The organism is Streptosporangium saharense (assembly GCF_014203715.1).
In the GTDB taxonomy this organism is placed as follows: domain Bacteria; phylum Actinomycetota; class Actinomycetes; order Streptosporangiales; family Streptosporangiaceae; genus Streptosporangium; species Streptosporangium saharense.
In genome coordinates this window covers 387,782-412,460 of sequence record NZ_JACHJP010000003.1, presented here as the reverse complement: position 1 = coordinate 412,460, position 24,679 = coordinate 387,782, and the positions used below count along the sequence as shown (strand labels likewise).

The following is a 24,679-nucleotide window of genomic DNA, read 5'->3' as shown; positions in this document are numbered from 1 at the left end:
TCCCTCACCCTGCGTTGTGGGTTGGAGACCCACAGTGTGTACCTACCAGCAGGTGATCCGCAAGGGCTAACTTAGGAAACCTAAGTTTTAATGCCGAACGGGCATGGGAGGGAGCGAAACACGATGCGCAGTCCAACACTGAGCAAGCGACGACTCTCCGCGCAGCTGAGACGCCTCCGCGAGGACACCGGGCTCACCGCCCTCGAAGTGGCGCAGGCGCTCGGCTGGTCGAAGAGCAAGGTCACCTACGTCGAACGCAACGACTGGGAGCGCCCCAACCACCGAGACGTGGAAGACCTGCTCAAGGTCTACCGGGTCACCGATCCCGATCTTAGGGAAGAGATGATCAGCCTCGCCCGAGGTTCCCGCCAGCGCGGCTGGCTGTACGAGTACCGCGACATTCTCGGCATGCTTGCCGAAGCCGAGGCTGACGCGTCGTCGATCCGGAGTTATGGGGCGATGGTCATTCAGGGACTGCTGCAGACTCCCGCCTACACCGCCGCGCTCTTCGAGGGAACCGACCAGCGCAGGGTCGCCGCCCGGATGGCCCGCCAGGCCATCTTCGACCGCGCCCGGCCGCCCGCCTTCTCTGCGGTGATCGACGAGGCCGCGCTGTCCCGCATGATCGGCGGTCCCGCCGTCATGCGCGAGCAGGCGGAGCACCTGATCGCCATGAGCCATCGGCCCGGGGTGGAGATCCAGATTCTCCCCTTTGAGATTGGTGCGCACGGTTCGGTGAGTGGACCGTTCACGATCTTCACCTACGAGGAGACCGGCGACGAGCCCATCGTGTACGTGGAGACCGCAGCCGGAGACCTGTACTTGGAGGCGGAGAAGGATCTCTCGCGTTTTACACTCAAGTACGACCACGTCCGTGAGAAGGCTCTGAACGCCGACGCGACGCGGGACTACCTGTCCTCAATGGTCACCCGACTCACATAGGTGAAGCTCATGGACTCCACGCAACCGTACTCCTGGCGCAAGTCCTCTCTCAGCACCAATGAGGGCGCGGACTGTGTGGAAGTCGCCGATCTCCCAGAGGGCACTCGGGCTGTCCGTGACAGCAAGGACCCCTCCGGCCCGACGCTGGCGTTCACCGCCGGCCAGTGGCGTTCGTTCCTCCTTCGGACGAAGACCGGCGACTTCGACGCCTGATCACCTTCGCTCCCAAGGACCCCGGCACCCCCCACGGCGCCGGGGTCTTGCTTGTAGTGGGAGCCGCTCGCACAGTGGGACCAGGAACCCCCGAGCGAAGGCGAGGAAAGCCATGTCCCCCGACCTGACAGGCGCCGAGTTCCACAAGTCCAGCCTCAGCACCAATGAGGGCGCGAACTGCGTCGAGGTCGCCACCAACCTCCCCGGCCTGGTCGCCGTCCGCGACAGCAAGGACCCCTCCGGCCCGGCCCTGACCTTCACCCCCGCCCAGTGGCGTTCGTTCATCGGCCGCGTGAACACCGGCGCCTTCGACACTCCTTGAGGCGGTGTCACGCAGTGGCCAACTATCGGGAGCTGCTCGCCACCTCAGGGCGTAGGGCGGTCACGTAAAGGTCGAACGCGTCTGCGGTCTCGCCCTCGACCCCCGGGGTCTGGCCTGTCGGCTTCCATCCCCACCGTTCGTACATGCGCTGCGCTTCCTGATTGTCCGGAACGGTGGCCAGCGTCGCCCGCTCCTCAGGACGCGAGCTGAGCAACTCGTCCATCAGACGCCTGCCGAGCCCCCGGCCTCGATGGGACGGCAGCACCGCCAGACCAATCACCGCGAACGTCCGCCGCCCGGTCTCAACGGCAAAACCATCAGGCGGGGACGGCCGAAGCCCGTCCCACCAGGTCGAGCGTGCCGAGAGCGGCAGACCATAGGCGAAGCCGACCAGCACACCGTTCTCCCGCACTGTGACCGCCTCGAATCCGGCCGACTCGGTCTGCCGGAGAGTCCGCCGCCGGTGATCCTCCAGGTCATAACCCGGAAACACGACAGCGTAGACCCGCTGAATCTCATCGAAATGCTCCCGAGTGCCCCCGGGGCCGAGACGGCTCATCTCCACCTGGCTCATGGACACATCCACCCGCCCGAGAAAGCAGAGAACCCGGCGCCTTCAGACGGAACACCTTCGTGGAGGACACGAAACTCGGAACATTCGACTTCTGCCCCACGAGCCCGTCATCATGGACAGAGCTTCATACGCCGAGCCGTACCAAAAAATGATCAACGCCCTGACCTGCACCTCTGCACTACCGCCGGACTGCTGCAAAAACAGTCCGCCCCACCCGCATTTCGCCCTACCTGACCAGGGGCTTTACCCTCGGGTCGCTCATCACCCTGAAGGGTTCGCAACGGAACCGGCAGGTAGCGGCCGCCCCGCGATACTTCGACGTCGCTCATCACCCTGAAGGGTTCGCAACCGCGGGATCGACACCGTCCGCTTGGATTTCTTCGATGTCGCTCATCACCCTGAAGGGTTCGCAACGGATCAAGACGGCCAACGGCGCCTACCAGGTGTTGGGTCGCTCATCACCCTGAAGGGTTCGCAACGCAGTACCAGCGTCAGTATCGCCATCAAGCGCCGGAGTCGCTCATCACCCTGAAGGGTTCGCAACACGAGCTTCGGCCACGGGTCAGCGACCGTGTCGTGGGTCGCTCATCACCCTGAAGGGTTCGCAACCCGGACGCCATGTGCGTCACGCCGGGAGGGAACACGAGTCGCTCATCACCCTGAAGGGTTCGCAACACCCAAGGGAGGCTGCCTCCCTCACGTCGAGAGGGAGGCATCCTCCCCCTCGGGATTCAGGCTGCGGGAACCAGTTTGATCTTCCGGGCGAGAGTGCGTGCCTCGTCTCGTACGGTGGCGCCGCCCGTGGTCATCAGCTCGTCGGTGGTCCTGCGGGTGAACAGGTTGTAGGAGACCGTGTCCGGGCTGATCTCGTAGGCCCGGTTCAACAGGTGGATCGTGGCCAGCGGTTCCTTCTTGGGATGGAAGCCCCGGGCGATCTCCACGGTGTGGAAGTCACGGCGGGTCTTCGGCCGTCAGGCCCGGCTCGGCCCGGAGATCCGGCACGCCGCAAACCCACTCTGAACCGACGATCCCCGGCACGATCGCCGTCCACGGCGGCAAGGACCTCTGCCTTCGCCCCCGCCCGATGGCGTTCGTTCATCCGGAGGAGGCCGCGCGGCGCAGGTCGAACAGTTCTGACGGGGAGATCGGCATCCTGTCGATCCTGATGCCCTCTGCGTCCTCGACGGCGGAGGCGATCACCGCGGAGACCGGGATGACCCCCGCCTCCCCCGCCCCCTTGACGCCGAGTGGGTTGAGCGGCGACGGCGTCTGCAGGTGGGCGGTCTCCACCCGGGGGATCTCGGTGGCGTAGGGCATCAGGAAGTCCATGAACGAGGCGTTCAGCAGCTGGCCGTGCTCGTCGTAGACCATCCGCTCGTACAGCGCGCCGCCGACGCCCTGGGCGACCCCGCCGTGGATCTGCCCCTCAACGATCATGGGATTGATCAGGTTGCCGCAGTCGTGGACGACGGCGTAGCGCAGGATGCGGATCTCCGCGGTCAGCGGGTCGGTCTCCACGATCGCCGCGTGCATGCCGGAGGCGAAGGTCGAGCGGATCGGCGAGTAGTAGTCGCGGCCTTCGAGGCCCGGTTCGTCCCCCTCCGCGACCGGTGGCCTGTCCGGGGAGGAGGTGCCCGCGAACTGGGTGGCCCGGCCCGCCTCCTCGTCGAAGGCGTAGCGCAGCGGGTTGGACAGCACCGCGACCGTGGCCAGCGGCAGGGCCGTACCCGGCGAGCCAACGACCCGCACCTCACCTTCGACGATCTCCAGGTCGCCGGGGTCGGCCTCCAGGGCGTCGGCGGCGATCCGCAGCGCCTTCTCCCTGACCTTCCCGCAGGCCAGGGCGATGGCGTTGCCGCTCATCACCGCGGCCCGCGAGGCGAACGTGCCGACCGCGTAGCCGAACCTGCGCGTGTCTCCGGTGACCACGCTGACCCGTTCGATGGGCACCCCGAGTTCGGAGGCGGCGATCTGGGCGAAGACCGTCTCGTGGCCCTGTCCCTGCGAGGTGAGGCCGGTCGAGACGTGCACCCGGCCGTCGGAGGTGACCTGGACGTGGCCGCCCTCGTACGGCCCGACCCCGGTGCCCTCCACGTAGCAGCCCAGGCCGATGCCGATCCTGCGTCCCTGTTTTGCGGCCTGTTCCTTGAGCGCGGGGAAGTCGTCCCAGCCGACGAGGTCCTTGAGCCTGCGCAGCGACTCCGGGTAGTCGCCGCTGTCGTAGATCAGCGGACGGCCGTCCTGGAAGATCAGGCCCTGGTCGTAGGGGAACTCCTCGGGCTGGATGAAGTTGGCCTCGCGCACCGCCGTACGGTCCAGGCCGAGGTGCTCGGCGACGCGGTCCATCGTCCGCTCCATGCAGAAGACCGCCTGCGGGCGCCCCGCCCCCCGGTACGGCGTGACCTGCACGGTGTTGGTGTAGACCGAGGAGAACTCCACCCGGTAGGCGCCCAGTTTGTAGGGGCCGGGAAGCTGGGTCGAGGTGATGATCGGCACGATGATCCCGTAGGGCGTGTAGGCGCCGTGGTCGTGCACGATCGTCACGTCGAGACCGAGCACCCGCCCCCGCTCGTCGAAGCCGACCCGGACGTGGTGCGTCTGGGCCCGTTCGTGCGCCGAGGAGACGAAGTGCTCACGCCTGTCCTCGGTCCACCTGACCTCGTGGCCGAGCAGCATGGCGGCCCACGGGACGAGCACCTCCTCGGGCCAGGGATGCACGATCTTGACGCCGAACCCGCCGCCCACGTCCGGGGCGACCACCTCGACCTGGGGCAGCGGCAGGTCGAGCTTGGCGGCGATGGCCATCCTGACGCTGGTCGAGGTCTGGGTGCTCGAATGCACCCGCAGCGACCTGTCCCCCGCGTCCCACCTGGCGTGCACGCCGCGCCCCTCAAGCGGCATCGACGCGCTGCGCTCGATGTCCAGTCCGAACTCCAGCCGGTACGGCGCCGCCTCGATCGCCTCCCGCGCGCCCAGACCGGTCGCCGAGCGCACCTCCTGGACCAGGTGGGCGCCGACGTTGCCCGGCACGTCCTCGTGGACGAGAGCCTCGGCGCGCGTCGCCTCCTCGATGCCGACGACCGGCGCCAGCGGCTCGTAGTCCACCTCGATCAGCCCGCAGACGTCCTCGGCGAGGTAGCGGTCGCGGGCGACGACCATCACGACGGGCTCGCCGACGTGCCTGACCACGTCCCGCGCCAGCGGGTAGGCGGTGCGGCCGTGGGTCAGCGCCGGGTGCGGGATCAGCAGCGGCAGCGGCTCGGCCAGCCGGGCGGGCAGGTCCTCCCAGGTGTGGATCGCCACCAGCCCCTCGACGTCGATCGCCGCCGAGACGTCGATGTCGCGGATCCTGGCGTGCGCGTGCGGGGACCTGACGAAGGCCACCTCGTAGGCGCCCTCGCCGATGTCGTCCAGGTAGCGGCCCCTGCCGGTCAGCAGCCTGGGGTCCTCCCTGCGCCGGACCGGCTCCCCGAACAGCCGCGTCGTCACCGCTCCTCCGCCAGGATCTCCGCGGCTCGGTGTACCGCCCTGACGATGTTCTGGTAGCCGGTGCACCGGCACAGGTTGCCGGAGATCCCCTCGACCACCTCCTCCTCGCCGGGCGCCGGGTTGTCGCGCAGCAGGGCGGTGACCGTGCACAGGAACCCCGGCGTGCAGAACCCGCACTGCAGGCCGTGGCACTCGGCGAAGGCCCGCTGCACGGGTGAGAGCGTGCCGTCCGGCTCGGCGAGCCCCTCGACCGTCGTCACCTCGTGCCCGTCCGCGGTCGCCGCGAACATCAGGCACGAGCGCACCGGCTGCCCGTCGAGCAGCACCGTGCAGCAGCCGCAGACGCCGTGCTCGCACCCGACGTGTGTGCCGGTCAGCCCGAGGTCGTGCCGCAGGCAGTCCGACAGCAGCCGCCGCCCCGGCACCGTGGCCCGCCGTACGATCCCGTTGACGGTCAGGGTGATCGCGATGTCCCTCACCGGTTTCCCGCCTCCTGGGCCGCCTCTGTCAGCGCCCGTTCCGCCAGCACCCCGAGCAGGTGCCGCCGGTAGTCCGCGCTCGCGTGGATGTCGCCCTCCGGTTCCGTCTCATCCCATACGGCAGCCGCCGCGCCCCGCCAGTCGGCCGCCTCCCACCGGTCGCCGCCGCAGACGCCGGTGACGTCCACGACCACCGGGACCGGACCCGCGCTCACGCACGCCACCCTGGCCGTGACGACCCGCAGGTCCTCGTCCAGGACGACCAGCGCGGCGGCCCCGGAGATCGCATAGTCGCCGTGCCGCCTGGCCACCTCGTGGAAGGCCGTGCCCGAACGCGGCCCCAGGGCGGGGAACAGCGCCGAGACGGCCAGCTCCCCCGGCCGCAGCGCCGACTCAAGGGGGCCGGTGAAGAAGACGTCGGCGGCGACGTCCCTGGTCGAGCCGGGGCGTGCCAGCCGTACAGAACCGCCGAGCAGGGCCAGCACGGCGGGAAGCTCGGCGGCGGGGTCGGCGTGCACCAGGCTGCCGACCACGGTGCCCCGGTTGCGGATCACCGGGTGGGCGACCAGCCCGAGGGCCCGGCGCAGCAGGGGCTGGACGGCGGCGACCGGCTCGGAACGCTCCACCTGGGCGTGCCTGGCCAGCGCGCCGACCAGCACGCCGCCCGGACCCGCCTCGACGGTGGCCAGTTCGGTGAGCCCGTTGACGTCCACGACGTGCCGGGGATGCGTCAGGCGCATGTTCAGCATCGGGATCAGGCTCTGCCCCCCGGCCAGGACCTTGCCCTCGTCCCCCGCCTCGGTGAGGATCTCCAGCGCCTCGCCGACGGAGCGGGGGGCGTGGTAGTCGAACGGCGGCGGCTTCATTCCCGCCGCCCGCTCTCTGGGGTCTCGCGTCGCCGCAGCACCCGCAGCAGGTGATAGCCGCCGACGACCACGATGGTGCCGAGCGCGATGCCCTCAAGGGCGAAGGCCGAGCCGAAGGTGTGCTTGACCGGCCCGATCGCGAGAATGATCCCCGCCCCGATCGGCACCATGTTGAGGGGGTCGGAGAAGTCGACCCGGTTCTCGACCCAGATCTTCGCGCCGAGCAGGCCTATCATGCCGTAGAGGATCACCGTGATGCCGCCGAGCACCCCGCCCGGGGTGGCCGCGATCAGCGCGCCGAACTTGGGGCACAGGCCGAACAGGATCGCGATGACGGCCGCGATGTAGTAGGCAGCCGTCGAGTAGACCCTGGTCGCGGCCATGACGCCGATGTTCTCCGCGTAGGTCGTCGTCGGGGAGCCGCCGAAGGAGCTGGCGACGGCGGTGGCCAGGCCGTCCGCCGCGATGGCCCTGCCCAGGTAGGGGTCCACGTCGGTGCCGGTCATCTCTCCGACCGCCTTGACGTGGCCGACGTTCTCCGCGACCAGCGCGATCACCGCGGGCAGCACCAGCAGCACCGCGGAGAACCTGATGTCCGGCAGGTGCGTGTCGGGCCACCCGATCCAGGCGGCGTCGGCGACCCCGGACAGATCCACCCTGGGGTGGGTGTCGACCTTCTGCGTCACCGCGTTGTAGGCCGTGACGTCCCCCAGCAGCCGGTCGGCCACCCAGGACAGCGCGAAGCCCGCGACCAGGCCGAGCAGGATCGCGATCCGGCCCGCGAACCCCCGCAGGACCACCAGGAACAGGAAGGTGAGGGTCATCGTGACCAGCGCGACCCACTGGTCCTGCGGCCAGTAGACGTCGGCCACCACGTAGGCCAGCCCGAAGCCGATCAGCATGACGACGGCCCCGGTGACGACCGGCGGGAAGACCCGGTTGATGATCCGCACCCCGAGCCGCTGTACGGCGAGGCCGACCAGGGCGAGCACCAGCCCGACGACGAGGATGGCGCCGGTGACGACCGCGTCGGCGGCGGGCGTGTCCCCGCCGTACAGCGACCTGATGGCCAGCACGCCCCCGACGAAGGAGGCGCTGGTGCCGAGGTAGCTGGGAATCTTACCCTGCACGATCAGCAGGAACATGATCGTCGCGACGCCGGAGAACATGATGGCGACGTTGGGATCCAGGCCCATGACCAGCGGGAAGACGAACGTGGCGCCGAACATCGCGACGACGTGCTGGGCGCCGAAGCCGACCATGCGCGGCCAGGACATCCGCTCGTCAGGCCTGACGACCTCCCCGGGCGCCAGGGTCCTGCCGTCGCCGTGCCTGGTCCACCGCGCGACCAATTGAGCCCACCCCTCACCGGGCCGTTCCCGCGCCGTACGGGGCACGGGTCTACGGAGGGTTTCCCGGAGGCGGTGCGACCGAAACCCGGCTGTGTGATCATGGGGGCGGCGAGTGGGGAGAGTTACGGAGATTGATCAGAGACCTCCCGGTACGGGCAGGCCATGCAGTACGGTGAGTGGCGCTGTCGCGACTTTGAGTGAACCGTCCCGGTCGGCCCCCAGAGAAGAGTAGGCACGCCCCCATGCAGGCATTCACGTTGCCCGACTTCTACATCCCGTATCCCGCCAGGCTCAACCCCCATCTGGAACGTGCCCGCGAGCACAGCAACGCCTGGGCCCGCGAGATGGGCATGCTCGACTCCCCCAAGCCGGGCGGCGGCCTCGTCTGGGACGAACGGGCGCTGGCGAAGATGGACTACGCGCTGATGTGCGCCTACACCCATCCCGACTGCGACGGCCCCGCCCTGGACCTGATCACCGACTGGTACGTCTGGGTGTTCTTCTTCGACGACCACTTCCTTGAGCACTTCAAGCACTCGCGCGACCTGCGCGGCGCCAAGGCGCACCTCGACCGGCTCGAACTGTTCATGACCGTGGACGGCCAGGAGCCGCCGGAGCCGCACAACCCCGCGGAGGCCGGGCTCAAGGACCTGTGGGAGCGGACGATCCCCTCGATGTCACCGGCGTGGCGGCGCCGGTTCATCACCAGCACCCACAACCTGATGATCGAGTCGATGTGGGAGCTGAACAACATCGACCAGGGCCGGATCGCCAACCCCATCGAGTACATCCAGATGCGGCGCCGGGTCGGCGGGGCCCCCTGGTCGGCCAACCTCGTCGAGTACGCCGTCGGCGCCGAGATCCCCGACGTCCTGGCCGACACCAGGCCGCTGCACGTGCTGTGCGACACCTTCGCCGACGCCGTGCACCTGCGCAACGACCTGTTCTCCTACCAGCGCGAGGTCCGCGAGGAGGGCGAGAACTCCAACGCGGTCCTCGTCTTCGAGCGCTTCCTCGACTGCCCGACCCAGGAGGCCGCCGAGCTGGTCAACGAGCTGCTGACCTCGCGGCTGCTGCAGTTCGAGGACACCGCGCTCGCCGAGATCCCGGCGCTGCTGGCCGAGCACGCCCTGCCCCCGGACGAGCAGGCCGCGGTGGGCCTGTACGTCAAGGGCCTGCAGGACTGGCAGTCGGGCGGCCACGAGTGGCACGCCAGGTCCAGCCGCTACATGAACGAGGGCGCGACCACCACCCCCGTCCTCTCCAGGGCGCCGCTCGGCCTGGGCACCTCGGCGGCGCGGCTGCCGACCGCGACGCTGACGCCCGGCCTGGCCCGCAGGACGCGCCAGCAGTCCCACCGGCCCTTCGAACCGGTCGGGCACCTGCCGCTGCCCGCCTTCCACATGCCCTATCCCGTCCGGGTCAGCCCCCACCTGGACGCCGTCCGCCGCGACGCGGTCGGCTGGGCGCGCGGGGTCGGCTTCTTCGACTCGCTCCCCGGCGTCGAGGCGGGCGGGGTCTGGGACGAACGGCGCTTCCTGCTCTTCGACTTCGCGCACTGCGCCGCGATGATCCACGCCGACGCGAGCCGCGAGCAGCTCAACCTGTCTGCCGACTGGCTGGCCTGGGGTACCTACGGCGACGACTACTACCCGCTGGTCTTCGGCGCCTCGCGTGACCTGGCGGCGGCCAAGCTCTGCGACGACCGGCTCCGCCTGTTCATGCCGATCGACCTGGGCGCGACCCCCGAGCCGCTGAACCCGATCGAACGCGGCCTGGCCGACCTGTGGCACCGTACGGCCACGCCGATGGGTGAGGCCGCAAGGCGTGACTTCCGCGCGGCGGTCGAGGCGATGACCGGGAGCTGGCTGTGGGAGCTGGGCAACCAGACGGGCAACCGCGTCCCCGACCCGGTCGACTACGTGGAGATGCGCCGCAGGACGTTCGGCTCCGACCTGACGATGAGCCTGGCCAAGCTCGCGCACTACGACCTGGTTCCCGCTGACCTGTACCACACCAGGGTGATGCGTGAGCTGGACACCGCCGCCCAGGACTACGCGACCTTCACCAACGACCTGTTCTCCTACCAGAAGGAGATCGAGTTCGAGGGGGAGGTCCACAACATGGTGCTGGTCGTGGAGAACTTCCTCCGGGTGGACCGGCTGACCGCGCGGGACGTCGTGGCCGACCTGATGACGGCGCGGATGCGGCAGTTCGAGCACATCGTCACCGAGGACCTGCCCGCGATGTTCGAGGAGTTCGAGCTGGGCGAGGAGGTCCGCGGCATCCTCACCCGGCACGCCGACGGCCTCAAGGAGTGGATGTCGGGGATCCTGGAGTGGCACCGCAGGTGCGCCCGCTACACCGAGGCCGAGCTGCGCCGCCACCACCACGGCGCCGCGCCGACGGCGGCGGTCTCGCGGCTGCTGCCCTCAGGCCCGGGCACCTCGGCCCTGCGTCCCCGCCCCGCCGTCGCCCCCTCGGTGTCTCCGATCACGGCCCCGGAGCCGACGGGGGTCGCGGCGTTCAGGACTCCCTCGGGACTCGGCACCTCGGCGGCCAGGCTTGCCGTCCCCGCCGCGCGGTCCCAGCCTGTGTGACGCTCAGCCGCCGGGGGCGACGACGTGGATCTCGAAGCCGTCCCCGGCGACTACCTGTCCCGCGCGGATCTTGCAGGTCTTGCGGAGCTCGACCTCCCCGTCCACCATGACGTTGCCCTCGGCGATGAAGTGCTTGGCCTGGCCGCCCGTGTCGGTCACGGCGCAGTACTTCAGCAGGTCGCACAGCGGGATGTAGTCGGTCTCCAGCTCAAAGGTCTCGTCCACGCCCGTGAGTCTAGATGCCGCGCATGCGCAGAACGTGCAGTGCCAGGGTCAGGTTCAGCCGCAGGTGGGCGTCCTCGGTGAAGTCGCCGAGCATCCGTTCCAGCTTGGCGATCCGGTAGCGCAGGGTGTTGTAGTGGAAGTGCAGCCTCCTGGCCGTCTCGGCCACGTTGAGGTTGGTCTCCAGCAGCACCTGCAGGGTCCTGCGCAGGTCGCCGTTGTCGGCGTCGGTGTCCGAGGCGAGCGGGCCGAGGGTCTCGCGGACGAAGGCGTGCAGTTCCTCGGTGTCGTTGACCAGCGACAGCAGCCGGTAGACCCCGAGCTGGTCGAAGTGGGCGACCGCCCCGGGGCCGTGGAGCTGACGGCCCACCCTGGCTGCCTTCACGGCCTGGCCGTACGCCTCGGGCAGGACCTCGATTCCGGCGGCCGTACGGCTCGCGCCGGTCGAGAAGGTCGCGGGCAGGCACTCGGCGAACGCCGCGACGGCGTCCCTGGCCAGGCGGGTCGTGTCCACGGCGGCGTCCACGACCGCGACGACCTCGTGGGAGAAGCCCGCGACGGCGCCGTGCCCGTCGTGGCGGCGCATGGCGCTGGTCCAGCAGGTGACCAGCCGGTCCTGGGCGACGCGCTCGTCGCCGTCCGGGTCTAATTCGGCGACCAGGACGGTGACGGGACGCCGCAGGTCCCAGCCGAAGGCCCTGGCCCGCGCGGCGACCCGTTCCGCGCTGCCCGCCCTGCCGGTGAGCACGTCGCGCAGGAAGTCGGCGCGGTACTTGCTCTCGACGGCGTTCACCGCCTCCTGCCTGGTGATCACGAGCGCGGCCACGGTCGCCGCGCGCTCCAGGATGCCGACGTCGCTCTCCCCTGCCCCGGCCGGAGCGTGGGCGACGATCCGCCCGTGGTGGTGGCCGCCCGCGACGACGGGGACCGACAGGTGCTCCTCGCGATCCCGCGTGCCGGGGACGCGTAATCCTGCCACCTGCTCGGCGGGCCCCGCGGCGGCGAGCACCTGGCCCGTCCCGTCCAGTACGGCGACGGCCGCACCGAGCAGCCCGGCGACCTCCTCGGTCACCTCGCGCAGCCCGCCGCCCGCGAGCACGACCTGGACCAGCGCCCGGTGCGCCTCCTCGGCCCTGGCCAGCGCGGCGGCCTGCCGATTGAGGATGTCGGTGAGAACCTGGTTGAGGATGTCGTCGAACCCGACGTCGTCGGGGAGCTGGATGAGCGGGAAACCGAGCCGGTCGGCCTGTTCGACCATCTCCTGGGGCAGCCGGTCCAGATAGCGGCCGAGCTTGATGGCCAGCGCGGCGAGTCCGCGTTCGTCCAGGTCGCTGACCAGCCGGTCGAGCGACTGGGGGGTGTTGCGCAGTGGGTAGCCCGTGGTGAGCAGCAACTCGTTCGGCTTCACCCAGGCGAGGATGTCGGGGACCTCCATGACGTTGAGCCGCTGCACGATCCTGCCGAGACCGCGGCCCCCGGCCAGCAGCCTGGCCCCGGCGAGGGTCGAGGCGCCGAGGACCTCGCCGACGGCGACGCCGTGGGTGATGGTTCCGGTGCTCGCCAGCCGTACAGGAGGTTCCATGACGTGATTGTCACCGATAAGGCCGTCTGTCAGGAAGAACCAACCTTTGGGGTTTCTGTTGGCACCTTTCTCCGTACGGCGGGGATCACCGGGCGTTCTACCGTCGGCTCAGTGGAACGGGGGCGTCCACGGTCATGCGGCGCACGGCGACGCGGCATGTCGCAGCACGGCACAGCACGGCACAGCACGTGAAAGGCAGGCGAAGGGTCTCATGACCGTCGGAGCGCGTCCGAGGGCCCGGCGGGGTCAGGATGCCCAGCGTGGGCACGTGCGGGCGCACGCGACGGGGGCCGCCAGTACGGCCCTGCGCGCGCTGCTCGAATCGCCCCGCCGTCCCGCGCGGGTGCTCGCGGCCTTCCCCGCGGGGGTCTATCTGGAGGTCCGCACGGAGCTCCAGCCCCGCGTGATCGCGGTGCTCCGCGGGGACGCGGTCCGGCTGCCCAACGCGATGGTGATCAACGGCCCGATGCCCGGGGTCGCGGTCGGCGACGAGGCGTGGGTGGGTGACGGCTGCGTCGAGATCGGCGGCCTCGGTCTTCGGGCGCACCGCTGGTGGGACCCGGCGCCGCCGCTCGGGCCCGCCGAACCCGCGCTGCTCGCCTCCTGGCTTCCCCTGCTGTCCGGACTGTGCGAGCGCTCGCCGCGGCGTTCCGGCCTTGAGGGCAACGAGGCGGCCGTACGGCTGGCGCTGGGGTGCGCGGAGGGGTCGCTGCTGCGGGGCGTCACGGCCGCCGAGCAGCTCGTCGGCCTCGGTCCCGGCCTCACCCCGAGCGGTGACGACATGATCGCCGGGCTGCTGGTCGCGCTGCGCCACCTCGGTACCGCCGCCAACGTGGCCAGGGCCGTGTGGCTGGCGGACTGGCTGGCCGCGGCGGTCACCTTCGACGCCGGTGGCAGGACGACGCCCATCTCGGCCGCGCTGCTGCACTGCGCCGCCAGGGGTGAGGCGAGCGGGGAGGTGCTGGCCGTACTGCGTGGCCTGGCCGGGCGGCAGGCGCTCGAACCCGCGCTGCACCGGCTGCTCCAGCTCGGCCACACCTCGGGAGCCGACCTGGCGTGGGGGGTGCGCGCCGGTCTCGCCGCGGTGGTCGCCCTGGCGGGGGCGGACCGTTGAGCGCCGACCTGGTCGAGGCGCGTCCCGGGGTCTACCACGACTCGGTGAGCCTGATGCGGGTCAGCGCGGCCCTGGCCGGGCTGCCCGGGATCGAGGTCGCGGTCGTGGCGATGGCCACCGAGCTGAACCTCGGTCTCGCCGCCGGACTCGGCTTCGCGCTGCCCGAGGCGGGCCAGGGTGACCTGCTGGTCGCGCTGCGCGGCGCCGGTCCCGCCGAGCTGGAGGCGGCACGGGCCGAGCTGGACCGGCTGCTCGCGGGCCTCGCCGTACGGACCGCGCAGGGCCGTGACGAGGAACGGTCGGCGCGCACGGTGCGTTCTGCGGCGCTGCGCGGGGTCGGCGACGGTCCCGCCACGCTGGCGCTGGTCTCGGTGCCGGGGCCCTACGCCTTCGCCGAGGCGATGGACGCGATCGAGGCCGGTCTCTCGGTGATGATCTTCAGCGACAACGTCCCCGTCGAGCAGGAGGTGCTGCTCAAGCGGCGCGCGGCCGAGCTGGGGACGCTGGTCATGGGGCCGGACTGCGGAACCGCGGTGATCGGCGGCGCGGGCCTCGGGTTCGCGAACGTGCTGCGGCCGGGTCCCGTCGGCGTCGTCGCGGCCTCGGGAACGGGCGCGCAGCAGGTGACCTGCCTGCTGGACCTGGCCGGGGTCGGGGTCAGCCACGTGCTCGGCGTCGGCGGCAGGGACCTGTCCGCCGAGGTCGCGGGGCTGTCCACGCTGCGCGCCCTGGCGGCGCTCGACGCCGACCCCGCTACCGAGCTGATCGTGCTGGTCTCCAAGCCGCCCGTCCCCGAGACCGCCCGGGCCGTACGGCAGGCGGCGCGGGAGCTGGCCACCCCGGTGGTGACCGCGCTGCTCGGCCAGGGAGACGACCTGACCCGCGCGGCCGAGGCCGTACTGCGCGCCCTGGGGATCTCCGTCCCCGAGTGGCCCTCGTGGCCCGCGCCCGCGAGCCCGCCGGGGACCGGGACGCTGCGCGGCGTCTACTCGGGCGGCACGCTGTGCGCGGAGGCGGAGCTGGTCGCCGGGAGCGGGGAGTTCACCGACTTCGGCGACGACGCCTACACCCGGGGCAGGGCCCACCCGATGATCGACCCCTCCCTGCGGCTCGACGCCCTGGCCCGGGTGCCCCGCGGGGACGTGGCGCTGCTGGACGTGGTCCTCGGGCACGCCGCCGACCCCGACCCGGCCGCCGGGCTCGCGCCGGGGATCGCCGCCGCGGTCGCCAGGGGGGTGCCGGTCGTGGTGGCGCTGGTCGGCTCGCGTGACGACCCGCAGGGGCTGACGGCCCAGGCGGAGGCGCTGCGGGCGGCGGGCGCCTCGGTCTTCACCTCGAACGCCCACGCCGCCGGGCACGCGGCCTCCCTCCTGGCGGGTGCCCGGTGATCCCGGCGTCGCTGGCCGCGTTGACCGGGGAGCCCAGGGTCGTCACGGCCGGGGCGGAGGTGTTCGGCGAGGCCCTGGACGCGCAGGCCGTACCGAGGAGGGCCGTGGACTGGCGCCCGCCGCTGCCCGGCACCGGGGAGGACGTCGCGCGGGTGCTGGCCGACCCCCGCCGACACCGCGCCAACGAGACGGCGCTCGGCCGCATGACGTCCGCCAGACCCCACCTCGTCGGGGTACGGCGGGCGGGCGAGGCCCTCGACCTGCCCCCGGGGACGTTCCTGCACGCGGGGCCGCCGATCGGCTGGGAACGCGCCTCGGGACCGCTGCGCGGCGCGCTCGTCGGGGCGGCGCTGCTCGAAGGGCTGGCCGAGAACGCGGAGGAGGCGTCGCGGCTGCTCGAAACGGGACGGATCCGCCTCGAACCCTGTCACGGACGGGGTGCCGTCGGGCCGATGGCGGGCGTGGTCAGCCCGTCCATGTGGATGTTCGAGGTGCGCGACGCCGAGCACGGCGGCACCGCCCACTGCTCGCTCAACGAGGGCCTGGGCAGGGTGCTGCGCTACGGCGCCTACGACGCCGAGGTGCTGCGGCGGCTGCGCTGGATGGACGAGGTGCTCGGCCCCGCGCTGCGCGCGACCCTCGCGGCGACCGGGCCGCTCGACCTCGGGGCGCTGATGGCGCAGGCCCTGCAGATGGGCGACGAGCTGCACAACCGCAACCGCGCCGCCACCTCGCTGCTGGTGCGGGAGCTGGCCTGCGGCCTGGTCGAGACCGCTCCCCTGCACGCGGCCGAGGTGCTGCGCTTCGTCGGCGGCAACGACCACTTCTTCCTCAACGCGGCCATGGCGGCGTGCAAGGTGAGCGCGGACGCCGCCAGGGACGTCCCCGGCTCCAGCCTGGTCGTGGCGATGGCCCGCAACGGCACCGACTTCGGCGTGCAGGTCTCCGGGCTCGGCGGACGCTGGTTCACCGGCCCCGCCGCCGTGCCCGACGGCCTCTATCTCGGCGCGTACGGCCCGCGGGACGCCAACCCCGACATCGGCGACTCCACGATCACCGAGACGGCAGGCCTCGGCGGCTTCGCGATGGCGGCGGCCCCGGCGATCGTCCGCTTCGTCGGCGGGGAGGTGGCCGCCGCGACGGCCGCGACCCTGGCCATGTACGAGATCACCCTCGCCGAGCACCCCGTCTACCGGATCCCCGGGCTCGGCTTCCGCGGCACCCCGGTCGGCGTGGACGTGACGCTGGTCGCCAGGACCGGGGTGCTGCCGGTCGTCAACACCGGCATCGCGGGCAGGGTCGCGGGCACCGGGCAGGTCGGCGCCGGTCTGGTGACCCCGCCCGCCTCCGCCTTCACCTCTGCCCTGGCGGCGCTCGCCAAGGTCGCGGACGCCGGTGGGCCGCCGACTTCCGTTGCCTGACGCGATGCCGATATCGTGTCCAACCTTGCGCATAGGGTTGGTTGTGGGGACAAGGCATGATGACCGATCGTCTGCCGGGAGTGCCCCCCATGGGTTCGGAGGGCGACACCATCGGCACGACCGAGGCGGAGGCGCAGGGCAGACTGGTCGGCAGGCGTTACCGCCTGATCTCACCGGTCGGCCGGGGCGGTATGGGTGTGGTGTGGCACGCGCACGACGTGCTGCTCGACCGTGACGTGGCGGTCAAGGAGCTGATCCTTCCCCCCGGTCTCGACGAGGAGGGGATGCGGTCCGCGCACCGGCGCATGCTGCGCGAGGCACGCTCGGCCGCCCGCCTCAGTCATCCGGGCATCATCACGGTGCACGACGTGGTCGAGGAGGACGGCCGCCCCTGGATCGTGATGGAGCTGGTCCGCGCCTGGTCCCTTGAGCAGGCCGTACGGCGCAACGGGCCGCTTCCCGTGGTGCAGGCCGCGGAGATCGCCGTCCGGGTGCTCGACGCGCTGCGGCACGCCCACGCCGCCGGGGTGCTGCACCGCGACATCAAGCCGGGCAACGTGCTGCTCACCTCGGACCGGGTGGTGCTCACCGACTTCGGCATCGCCGCGATCGAGGGCGACGTCTCGGTCACCCAGACGGGCCTGCTGATGGGCTCGCCCGCCTACATCCCGCCGGAGCGACTGTCCGGCAAACCGATCACCCAGGCCGCCGATCTGTGGTCCTTCGGCGCGACGCTGTACACGACGGTCGAGGGACGGCCGCCGTACGAGGGGCCGGACGCGGTGGCCGTGCTCGGCGCGATCCTCACCCAGGAACCCAACCGGCCGCAGCGGGCCGGGGCGCTGATCGCCGTCATCGAGGGCCTGCTCCGCAAGGACCCGGCGGACAGGATGACCGCGGCACAGGTCTCCGAGCTGCTCGGCCGGGTGCTGCGCAGCCACGGTTCCGCGACCGGCGACCAGGTGCCCGCCGTACCGCCCGTGCCCGAGATCCTCACCCCGGTACGGCCCGCGCCCCCGCAGCTCTCGTCGGCGCCGTCGCTCACGCAGCCGTCGGGGCCGCTGCCCTCCCGGATCATCGAGACGCCCTCGGGTCCCGTGCGGGTGCCCCACGACGTTCCTCCCGGTTCCCAGGAGCCGGGGCACGGCCGTGGTTACGACGCGCTGCGCAGTCCGGCGTCGGGTCTCGGGCGCGGTTCCTTCGTCGATCTTCCCGAGGCTCCCCCTGCCTCCCTTCGGCGTCCGGCGCACGGGCGTGACGAGGAGGACACGCTGGCCGGGACCCGGCCTCCCGCGACGGGTGGCCGCAGGGGCGCGCGCCGCAGGGCGGCGGACGACGGACCCTGGATGCGCGAGGGCCGCCCGACCCCCCTGCTGATCGCCGTCTGCGCGGTCGCGGCGCTGGCCGCGGTCGCCGCCGTGCTGTTCCTGCTGCTCGCCCCCGGCTCCTCGGCCCCGCAGGCGGCCCCCGCCCCCGCCCCCGCCGCCAGCTCCCCGGCCTCCCCCTCGGCCGCGCCGACGCGCTTCGAGGTCCCCGGCGGCTACCGGACGCTGGGCGCGGGGGGCGTCACGGCGGCGCTGCCGGAGAGCTGGACGGTCCGCGAGGACGACGGGGTGGTGACCTTCCAGGGGCCGAGGAACAGCGGGCAGAGCGTCGTCGTCTCCCAGGCCGCCGTCACCGACCCGGTGACGGCGCTCGACGGGATCGGCAAGGACGACCTGGACGAGTACACCGAGGTCGGGGTCGAGACGGTGCCGTACGGCGCGTGGCGGGCGGCCGACTGGGAGTACACCTACGTCCGGTCCCCGGGGGCCGTCCCCATGCACGGGCTGACCCGCTATGTCGCGGTGGACGGGCAGAACGCCTATTTGATCGCGTTCACCGCCCAGGACCTCGACTGGGCGAAGGGCGCCGAGGCGCGGCGGGTCTTCTTCGCGACGTTCCGGCCGACCGCCTGAACGGCCCCGCCCGATAAAGAATTGCATGTGGTGACAAAATCCATTTGTGACCGCAATCCCCACAAATAGCGCCATTTCCCATAAAGAAACACGGGAAATAGCCGCGCTGCAGCGGCGAACGCTGATCGTGCTGTCCACCGCGCAGATCGTCAGCGGGATCGGCACCGCCGTCGGTTTCTCCCTCAGCTCCCTCGTCGTCGCGCAACTGTCGGGCTCGGTGACGATCAGCGGGCTCGCCGGGACCGCGACCGTGCTCGGCGCCGCGCTGCTCGCGCTGCCGACCGCTAGGACCTCGGGCAAGGGTGGACGGCGGGCCGGGCTGGCGCTCGCCTACGGCTGCGCCCTGCTGGGCTGTGTGATCACCGTGGTCGCCATCACCGTGCGGTCGTGGCCGCTGCTGCTCGGCGGGCTCGTGCTGTTCGGCAGCGCCAGCGCGGGCAGCCTGGCCTCCCGCTACTCGGCGACCGACCTGTCCCCGCCCGGGCACACCGCCCGGCACCTGTCATGGGTGGTCTGGGCCGCGACGATCGGCTCCGTCGCGGGCCCCAACCTGGCCGAGCCCGCAGAACGCCTCGGCCGCACCCTGGGCCTGGCGCCGGACACCGGCCCCTTCGCGCTCTCCCTGGTCGCCTTCGCCGTCGCCCTGGTCGTCATCCTGGCCGGTCTGCGCCCCGACCCCCTGCTGGTCGCCCGTTCCCTGAGACCGGAGACTCCCACGGAGGACAAGGGAGGGAACGGCACGCTGCGCACCGCCTGGCAGGCCCTGAGCCAGGAACCGACCGCCACCCGGGCACTGGCCGCCATCGCGGTCAGCCACACCGCGATGGTGTCGATCATGTCCATGACACCGGTCCACCTGGGCCACGGCGGCGCGAGCTACTCGGTCATCGGCATCGTGCTCAGCCTGCACATCGCGGGCATGTACATCCTGTCCCCGGTGGTCGGCTGGCTGGCCGACCGGATCGGCCGGGTCAGGGTCCTCGTCCTCGGCATGGCGCTGCTGCTGGCCGCCGCCGTCCTGGCGGGCGGGGCCGGTCCCCACGACGTCGCCCGGGTGACGACCGGGCTCACGCTGCTCGGCCTCGGCTGGTCCTGCGGGCTGATCTCCGGCTCCGCGATGCTCAGCGAGGCCGTACGGCTTGAGCACCGCCCCGCCGTACAGGGCATGTCCGACCTGCTGATGAACGTCTGCGGCGCGGTCGGCGCGGTGCTCGCCGGGGTTGTCGTCGGCACCCTGTCCTACGGCGTGCTCGGCGCGATCGTCGCGGTCATGGTGACCGTCACCGGCGCCTGGCTGGCCCTGCGACCGGCTCACTTGGCGTCGGCGTAACACCGCACGGCCACCGCGTGCATGGGGAAGCGCACCGGCGTGCGGCCGAACAGCAGCGCGGCGGCCTCCTCCGCGGCCCTGCCGACCGCCGCGACCACCTCCTGGCCGAGCTCGGCGGGGCAGTGCACCATCACCTCGTCGTGCTGGAAGAACACCAGCGCGGCCGGGTCGGGCAGCAGGCCGCGCAGCACGGCCATGAACGTCAGCGCCCACTCCGCCGCGGTCGCCTGGACCACGAAGTTGCGGGTGAAACGCCCCCGGTCACGCGCCGCCCTGGCCCCCTCGGGACCCGAGACCAGCTCCCGCCAGCGCGCGGAGGGCGGCGGCGCGGTGCGCCCGAGCCAGGAGCGGACCGTCCTGCCCTCCTCCCCCGCCCGCGCGGCGTCCTCGACGAACCGGTAGGCCTCGGGGAAGCGCTGACGCATCACCGCCAGCAACTTGGGCGCGTCCCCGCTGGTCCCGCCGTACATCGCCGACAGCAGGGCGATCTTGGCGTGGTCGCGCTCGCCGCCGAACGCCTTGGCCAGCGCCTGGTAGAGGTCGATCTGCCCAGCCGCCGCCGCCAGGCCACGGTCACCCGCCATCGCGGCCAGCACCCGGGGTTCGAGCTGGGCGGCGTCGGCGACGACCAGCGTCCAGCCCTCGTCGGCCACCACGACCCTGCGCAGCGTCTTGGGAATCTGCAGCGCGCCCCCGCCGCTGGTCGCCCAGCGCCCCGAGACCACCCCCGCCACGACGTACTCGGGCCGAAGGCGGTCCTCGCGCACCCACTGGTCGGCCCAGACCCAGCCGTGGAAGCTGTAGACCCTGGCCAGCTCCTTGTAGGCGAGCAGCGGCGCGACCCCGGGGTGGTCGACCTCCCTGAGCTCGTGCGCCCTGGTCGAGGTGACGGACAGGCCCGCCGACTTGAACGCCCTGACGATCTGCTGCGGGGAGTCGGGGTTGACCGGCCCGCCGAAGGCCGCGGCGACCTCGTCGGCCAAGGCCTGGAGCTTGGCCGGGCGCATGCCGTGCACGGGCCTTGGCCCCAGCAGGCCGGTCAGCAGCTCCTCGTGCACGTCCCGCCGCCACGGCATGCCCTCGTGGGCCATCTCGGCGGCGATCAGCGCCCCCGCCGACTCGGCGGCGGCCAGCAGCCGGAACCGCCCCGGCTCGGGCAGGGCCTCGATCCGCCTCAGCTGGTCGGCGTGGACCTCGGCGACCAGGTCGGCGTCCGGCGGGGGCGTCTCCTCCTCGAACAGCGTCGCCTGCCGCGCCTGCGGCCCGTGCCGGTCCTCGGGCACCGGCAGGCCATGCAGCCGGGCGTGGGCGGCCCGTGCGGAGCGGGGCTCGTCGTGGCGCCCCTCGTGGCCGAGCAGCAGCCCCTCGACGAGGGCCAGGTCGTGGCAGCGCGCCAGCCGTACGCCCCGGTCCAGGAGCGCGGGGTAGATCTCGCGGGTGTCGGCCCAGACCCAGCGGGGCGCGGACCCCGCCTCACACTCTCGTACGGCGGCCGCCAGGTCGGCGGCCGTCTCCGCCTGCCGCCCGTCGGGGCGCAGGACCCCCGAGGTGCCGGGTCCGACGGCGACTGCCACGTTCATCCGGCCAGCCTGCCACGCCGGACCGACACTTCCGCCCAGGTGGGGACTCAGACGAGCGGGATCTCGACCTCGTCCTCAAGCGGGGGCTCGATCTCCTGCGGCAGGCAGCCGGTCGCCGCGAAGCAGCGGATCCGCAGGCTGGCCGGGGTCACGGACACGTGCAGGAAGCTCTTGAAGAACGGCGGGGTGTCCCAGTCGGACAGTTCGGACAGATAGCGGTGGAAGGTCTTGCCGACGGGCAGCCGCAGCGGCATGGGCCAGCCACCCAGGATCCGCGCCGCCCACCGCATCCTGCGCGTGATGGGGACCGGGCCGATGTCCCTCGGCGGGGTGTTGCCGATGTGCCGTGACATCAGCGCCACCCCCTCCTCCGGGGTGAGGTAGAGCCAGCGCATGCGCAGCCGTTCGCTGTAGAGCTTGCTGTAGAACGACAGCGAGTCCCCGCGCAGCGGGTAGCACCGGTAGTCGTCCTCGTGCACGCCGCCCACGGTGATCCTGGGAGTCGTGTGCGTGGCGTGCATGAAGGCGCCGGAGCCGCCCGCCACGATGTACTGGATCGTCCGGTCGCCGACCCTGACCGGGAAGCGCTGGTAGTTGTGCACGTCACCGCCGATCGCCGCGACGTAGTTGTTGGCCGGGTCGGTGACGACGTCGTCGATCGTGCCGCCGCCCTCGATCCTGGACGGCTTGTAGTTATTGCGGACGTAGATCGGCTTGCCGGTGATCAGCATCTTGGGCCGGGGGTCCCTGGAGACCTCGCGCAGCCAGCGTCCCTGCTCCCGGTCCAGCACCCCGTCGATTCCGGTGTCCACGCCGACGACCAGCAGGCTCGGGGTGTCCATCACCCAGTACGGCCCGGGCTGTCCCGGCTGGGTGGTCCGCTGCTCTGGCCGTGCCCTGCGCTCCCGCGCCCCGGTGAGGCGGGCCTCGTCGATCGTCTCCGGCTCCCGCCACAGCGTGCCGCGCAGGCCGGAGGGCGACAGTTTGAACCCGCGTTTCTCCGGTTCGAGCGCGGGCGCGTCGCAGAAGACCCGCATGAAGCCGCCGAGCCCGTCATACCAGTCGTGGTTGCCGGGGACCGCGTAGATCGGCGCCGGATAGTCCTGGTAGGGCCGGAAGAACTTGTCCTCGTACTCGTCGCCAGCCCCCGCCGGATAGATCACGTCACTGGCGATGACCGCGAAGGCCGTGTCCGCCCCGATCCTGAGCATGCCGGGGACCACGGCGTACTGCGACAGGTCGCCCTCCCCGGTGTCCCCGAGGAGCAGGAAGGAGAACTCGGGCCCCACGTCCATCGGGACGCGGAAGGCGGGATCGACGCCGCGTTCGAGCTGCGTGGCGACCCAGCGGGCCCTGACCTCCCCGGAGGGGTCGCCGAACATGCTCGCGAGGACCTGGTTCCTCGACTTCCACAGCACGCGCGGACTGAGCCAGCTGAAGGTCTTCCTGTCGGGCACGAGGGACCTGAAGGTGCCCATCTGGGCGCAGGACCAGCCCGCTCCCTCCTCCGAGACCCGCGAGGAGACCTCACGCCCGCGCCTGGCGGCCCGCCCGACATCGACCATGGTCATATCTTGGCGTTGATCTTACCGAGCCGCACCCGTTTCGCGGCTAATGCGCCCGTCCGCGAACCCGGTCATGGACGGTCCGGAACCTCCCACGCCTTTACGTTGTAGATCACGGGATCAGCGCCCCGGGGTTGAGGATCCCCTCCGGGTCGAGCCGCTCCTTGATCCCGCGCAGGATCTCCGCGCCCAGCTCCCCGATCTCCACGGCGTAGGCCTCCCGGTGGTCGCGGCCCACCCCGTGGTGGTGCGAGATCGTGCCCCCGGCCGCCAGGATCGCCGCGCTCGCCGCCCGCTTGGCCCGCTCCCACTGCGCCACCGGGTCCTCCTCCTGCGCCGTGACGACCGTGAAGTAGAGCGAGGCGCCCGTGCCGTACACGTGGGAGATGTGGCACATCACCAGCGGCGAGCCGAGCGAGGCCGTCAGCGCCCCGCGCACCGCGTCGTAGAGGCCGGGCAGCCCGGACCAGAAGCCCGCCGTCTCCAGCGTCTCCACGGTCGCCCCCTCGGCCAGCAGCGCGTCCCGCAGGTACGGCGCCGCGTAGCGGCCACGGGCCCACGCCTGTCCCGGCTCGACGCCCAGGCAGGTCCCGCCCAGTCCGGACAGCACGGCGGCGGCCCGCTCCCGCGTCTCGGCGACCTCCAGGGGGTCACCCTCGTAGCCCGCCACGACCAGGCAGCCCGCCCCCGCGGCCAACTCGCCGATCTCCCCCGGTTTGGCCAGCCCGATCATCGTCTCGGTCTCGTCGGAGAGCCTGAGCACGGTCGGCAGCGGCCCGTCCTGGGCCAGCCGCCGCAGCGCCGCCGCGCCCTCGGGGAAGGAGGCGAAGCGCCAGCCCTCGTAGTGACGCTCGGCGGGCGAGCGCCGTACGCGAAGTCTGAGTGAGGTGATCACGCCGAAGGCGCCCTCCGAGCCGAGCATCACCTGGCGCAGGTCGGGCCCGGCCGCCGACCTGGGCGCGCGGCCGAGGTCGAGGGTGCCGCGCGGGGTCGCGACCGTCATGCCGACCACCATGTCGTCGAACCTGCCGTAGCCCGCCGAGGCCTGCCCGCTCGACCTGGCCGCCGCGAAGCCGCCGAGCGTGGCGTACTCGAACGACTGCGGGAAGTGCCCCAGGGTGAGGCCGTGCTCCGCCAGGAGCCGTTCGGCCACCGGCGCCCGCAGCCCCGGCCCGAACTCGGCGACCATCGACTCGGCGTCGAGGGAGACGAGCCGGTCGAGCCTGCCCACGTCCAACGCGACGACCCCGGCGAAACCGTCCCTCTCGGCGCTCAGACCGCCGACGACCGAGGTGCCCCCGCCGAACGGGACGACCGCCACCCGGTGCTCCGCGCACACCCGCAGCACCCCCAGCACCTCCTCGTGGGAGCCGGGCAGCACCACGGCGTCCGGCGCCAGGGAGGCGTCACCGGCGCGCAGCCGGATCAGGTCGGGGGTCGACTTGCCCCGGGTGTGCCGGACGCGGCTCTCGTCGTCGGAGCGGACGTGCCCGGCCCCGACGACCGCGCGCAGCGCGTCGAGGACGGACGGCGCGAGCGCGACGGCGGGCGGCCTGACCTCTTCGAGCCCGACCGCGGGCGTCCGCGGCGCGCGCACACCCAGCAGGTCACGCAGCAGCGACCGTACGGCCTCGGGCAGCTCGACAGCCTCGGCGGGATCGCCCCACCCGGACCACAGCATG

General features: G+C 72.0%; 20 protein-coding genes and 1 CRISPR repeat array. Of the genes, 9 read left to right on the top strand and 11 right to left on the bottom strand.

Annotation, left to right across the window (positions count from 1 at the left end; genetic code table 11):
* Window positions 1–90 precede the first annotated feature (90 nt).
* The 3 genes from FHS44_RS17850 to FHS44_RS17840 all read left to right on the top strand — a co-directional run bounded on the left by FHS44_RS17850 (window position 91) and on the right by FHS44_RS17840 (window position 1,477).
* Window positions 91–942, top strand: coding sequence for a helix-turn-helix domain-containing protein (locus FHS44_RS17850; protein WP_312863696.1), 852 nt, complete (start codon window positions 91–93; stop codon window positions 940–942).
* Window positions 943–951: 9 nt separating this feature from the next.
* Entirely contained in the window at window positions 952–1,155 is a 204-nt protein-coding gene (locus FHS44_RS17845; protein WP_184716008.1) for a DUF397 domain-containing protein, read from the top strand.
* 112 nt (window positions 1,156–1,267) lie between these two features.
* Entirely contained in the window at window positions 1,268–1,477 is a 210-nt protein-coding gene (locus FHS44_RS17840) for a DUF397 domain-containing protein (protein ID WP_184716006.1), read from the top strand.
* A gap of 22 nt (window positions 1,478–1,499) precedes the next feature.
* Here FHS44_RS17840 and FHS44_RS17835 read toward each other — a convergent pair whose 3' ends face one another.
* The 6 genes from FHS44_RS17835 to FHS44_RS17810 form a co-directional block, all read right to left on the bottom strand.
* A complete protein-coding gene (locus FHS44_RS17835; RefSeq protein ID WP_184716004.1) occupies window positions 1,500–2,051 on the bottom strand; it encodes a GNAT family N-acetyltransferase in 552 nt (183 codons plus the stop codon).
* Window positions 2,052–2,304: 253 nt separating this feature from the next.
* Window positions 2,305–2,726: direct repeats of the CRISPR family, unit length 29 nt; unit sequence GTCGCTCATCACCCTGAAGGGTTCGCAAC.
* 56 nt (window positions 2,727–2,782) lie between these two features.
* Complete coding sequence (locus FHS44_RS17830) at window positions 2,783–2,992, bottom strand: hypothetical protein (RefSeq protein ID WP_184716002.1); 210 nt, start codon at window positions 2,990–2,992, stop codon at window positions 2,783–2,785.
* Window positions 2,993–3,146: 154 nt separating this feature from the next.
* Window positions 3,147–5,540 (bottom strand): aerobic carbon-monoxide dehydrogenase large subunit, encoded by a 2,394-nt coding sequence (cutA, locus tag FHS44_RS17825; protein ID WP_184716000.1) that lies wholly within the window; start codon window positions 5,538–5,540, stop codon window positions 3,147–3,149.
* On the bottom strand, window positions 5,537–6,019 hold the full coding sequence (locus tag FHS44_RS17820; protein ID WP_184715998.1) for a (2Fe-2S)-binding protein: 483 nt from the start codon (window positions 6,017–6,019) through the stop codon (window positions 5,537–5,539). Before FHS44_RS17820 ends, cutA begins: the two co-directional genes overlap by 4 nt.
* Window positions 6,016–6,885 carry an FAD binding domain-containing protein gene (locus FHS44_RS17815; RefSeq protein ID WP_184715996.1) on the bottom strand — a complete coding sequence of 290 codons (870 nt, stop codon included), beginning with the start codon at window positions 6,883–6,885 and terminating at the stop codon, window positions 6,016–6,018. The genes FHS44_RS17820 and FHS44_RS17815 overlap by 4 nt, the downstream gene beginning before the upstream one ends.
* Complete coding sequence (locus tag FHS44_RS17810; RefSeq protein ID WP_376771601.1) at window positions 6,882–8,282, bottom strand: uracil-xanthine permease family protein; 1,401 nt, start codon at window positions 8,280–8,282, stop codon at window positions 6,882–6,884. The genes FHS44_RS17815 and FHS44_RS17810 overlap by 4 nt, the downstream gene beginning before the upstream one ends.
* A 197-nt stretch (window positions 8,283–8,479) precedes the next feature.
* On the opposite strand from FHS44_RS17810, the gene FHS44_RS17805 reads away from it, so the two are divergent.
* Window positions 8,480–10,837, top strand: coding sequence for a terpene synthase family protein (locus FHS44_RS17805; protein ID WP_184715994.1), 2,358 nt, complete (start codon window positions 8,480–8,482; stop codon window positions 10,835–10,837).
* 3 nt (window positions 10,838–10,840) lie between these two features.
* Here FHS44_RS17805 and FHS44_RS17800 read toward each other — a convergent pair whose 3' ends face one another.
* Window positions 10,841–11,062: an RNA-binding S4 domain-containing protein gene (locus tag FHS44_RS17800; RefSeq protein ID WP_184715992.1), complete on the bottom strand. Its 222-nt coding sequence runs from the start codon at window positions 11,060–11,062 to the stop codon at window positions 10,841–10,843.
* A 10-nt stretch (window positions 11,063–11,072) separates the two neighbouring features.
* Complete coding sequence (locus FHS44_RS17795; RefSeq protein WP_184715990.1) at window positions 11,073–12,641, bottom strand: PucR family transcriptional regulator; 1,569 nt, start codon at window positions 12,639–12,641, stop codon at window positions 11,073–11,075.
* Between the two features lie 268 nt (window positions 12,642–12,909).
* Here FHS44_RS17795 and FHS44_RS17790 point away from each other — a divergent pair, with 268 nt between their 5' ends.
* The 5 genes from FHS44_RS17790 to FHS44_RS17770 all read left to right on the top strand — a co-directional run bounded on the left by FHS44_RS17790 (window position 12,910) and on the right by FHS44_RS17770 (window position 19,852).
* Entirely contained in the window at window positions 12,910–13,755 is an 846-nt protein-coding gene (locus tag FHS44_RS17790; protein WP_312863695.1) for an oxamate carbamoyltransferase subunit AllH family protein, read from the top strand.
* Entirely contained in the window at window positions 13,752–15,143 is a 1,392-nt protein-coding gene (locus FHS44_RS17785; protein WP_221460928.1) for an AllF/FdrA family protein, read from the top strand. Before FHS44_RS17790 ends, FHS44_RS17785 begins: the two co-directional genes overlap by 4 nt.
* A complete protein-coding gene (locus FHS44_RS17780; protein WP_312863694.1) occupies window positions 15,140–16,564 on the top strand; it encodes a YlbE family protein in 1,425 nt (474 codons plus the stop codon). Before FHS44_RS17785 ends, FHS44_RS17780 begins: the two co-directional genes overlap by 4 nt.
* Window positions 16,565–16,620: 56 nt before the next feature.
* Window positions 16,621–18,522 carry a serine/threonine-protein kinase gene (locus FHS44_RS41025; RefSeq protein ID WP_246435612.1) on the top strand — a complete coding sequence of 634 codons (1,902 nt, stop codon included), beginning with the start codon at window positions 16,621–16,623 and terminating at the stop codon, window positions 18,520–18,522.
* Between the two features lie 127 nt (window positions 18,523–18,649).
* Window positions 18,650–19,852 (top strand): MFS transporter, encoded by a 1,203-nt coding sequence (locus FHS44_RS17770; protein ID WP_312863693.1) that lies wholly within the window; start codon window positions 18,650–18,652, stop codon window positions 19,850–19,852.
* Here FHS44_RS17770 and FHS44_RS17765 read toward each other — a convergent pair.
* The 3 genes from FHS44_RS17765 to FHS44_RS17755 form a co-directional block, all read right to left on the bottom strand.
* Window positions 19,834–21,432, bottom strand: coding sequence for a bifunctional 3'-5' exonuclease/DNA polymerase (locus FHS44_RS17765; protein ID WP_184715984.1), 1,599 nt, complete (start codon window positions 21,430–21,432; stop codon window positions 19,834–19,836). The genes FHS44_RS17770 and FHS44_RS17765 overlap by 19 nt on opposite strands.
* 47 nt (window positions 21,433–21,479) lie before the next feature.
* Window positions 21,480–22,997 (bottom strand): metallophosphoesterase family protein, encoded by a 1,518-nt coding sequence (locus tag FHS44_RS17760; RefSeq protein WP_184715982.1) that lies wholly within the window; start codon window positions 22,995–22,997, stop codon window positions 21,480–21,482.
* A 112-nt stretch (window positions 22,998–23,109) separates the two neighbouring features.
* The gene (locus tag FHS44_RS17755; protein WP_184716619.1) at window positions 23,110–24,678 is read right to left on the bottom strand and encodes an FAD-binding oxidoreductase; all 1,569 of its coding nucleotides are present in this window, start codon (window positions 24,676–24,678) and stop codon (window positions 23,110–23,112) included.
* Between the last annotated feature and the right edge of the window lies 1 nt (window position 24,679).

Coding starts and splice junctions, on each gene's coding strand:
- FHS44_RS17850 (WP_312863696.1), top strand. CDS start 91: ATGCCGAACGGGCATGGGAGGGAGCGAAACACGATGCGCAGTCCAACA.
- FHS44_RS17845 (WP_184716008.1), top strand. CDS start 952: ATGGACTCCACGCAACCGTACTCCTGGCGCAAGTCCTCTCTCAGCACC.
- FHS44_RS17840 (WP_184716006.1), top strand. CDS start 1,268: ATGTCCCCCGACCTGACAGGCGCCGAGTTCCACAAGTCCAGCCTCAGC.
- FHS44_RS17835 (WP_184716004.1), bottom strand. CDS start 2,051: ATGAGCCAGGTGGAGATGAGCCGTCTCGGCCCCGGGGGCACTCGGGAG.
- FHS44_RS17815 (WP_184715996.1), bottom strand. CDS start 6,885: ATGAAGCCGCCGCCGTTCGACTACCACGCCCCCCGCTCCGTCGGCGAG.
- FHS44_RS17805 (WP_184715994.1), top strand. CDS start 8,480: ATGCAGGCATTCACGTTGCCCGACTTCTACATCCCGTATCCCGCCAGG.
- FHS44_RS17795 (WP_184715990.1), bottom strand. CDS start 12,641: ATGGAACCTCCTGTACGGCTGGCGAGCACCGGAACCATCACCCACGGC.
- FHS44_RS41025 (WP_246435612.1), top strand. CDS start 16,621: ATGATGACCGATCGTCTGCCGGGAGTGCCCCCCATGGGTTCGGAGGGC.
- FHS44_RS17765 (WP_184715984.1), bottom strand. CDS start 21,432: ATGAACGTGGCAGTCGCCGTCGGACCCGGCACCTCGGGGGTCCTGCGC.
- FHS44_RS17760 (WP_184715982.1), bottom strand. CDS start 22,997: ATGGTCGATGTCGGGCGGGCCGCCAGGCGCGGGCGTGAGGTCTCCTCG.
- FHS44_RS17755 (WP_184716619.1), bottom strand. CDS start 24,678: ATGCTGTGGTCCGGGTGGGGCGATCCCGCCGAGGCTGTCGAGCTGCCC.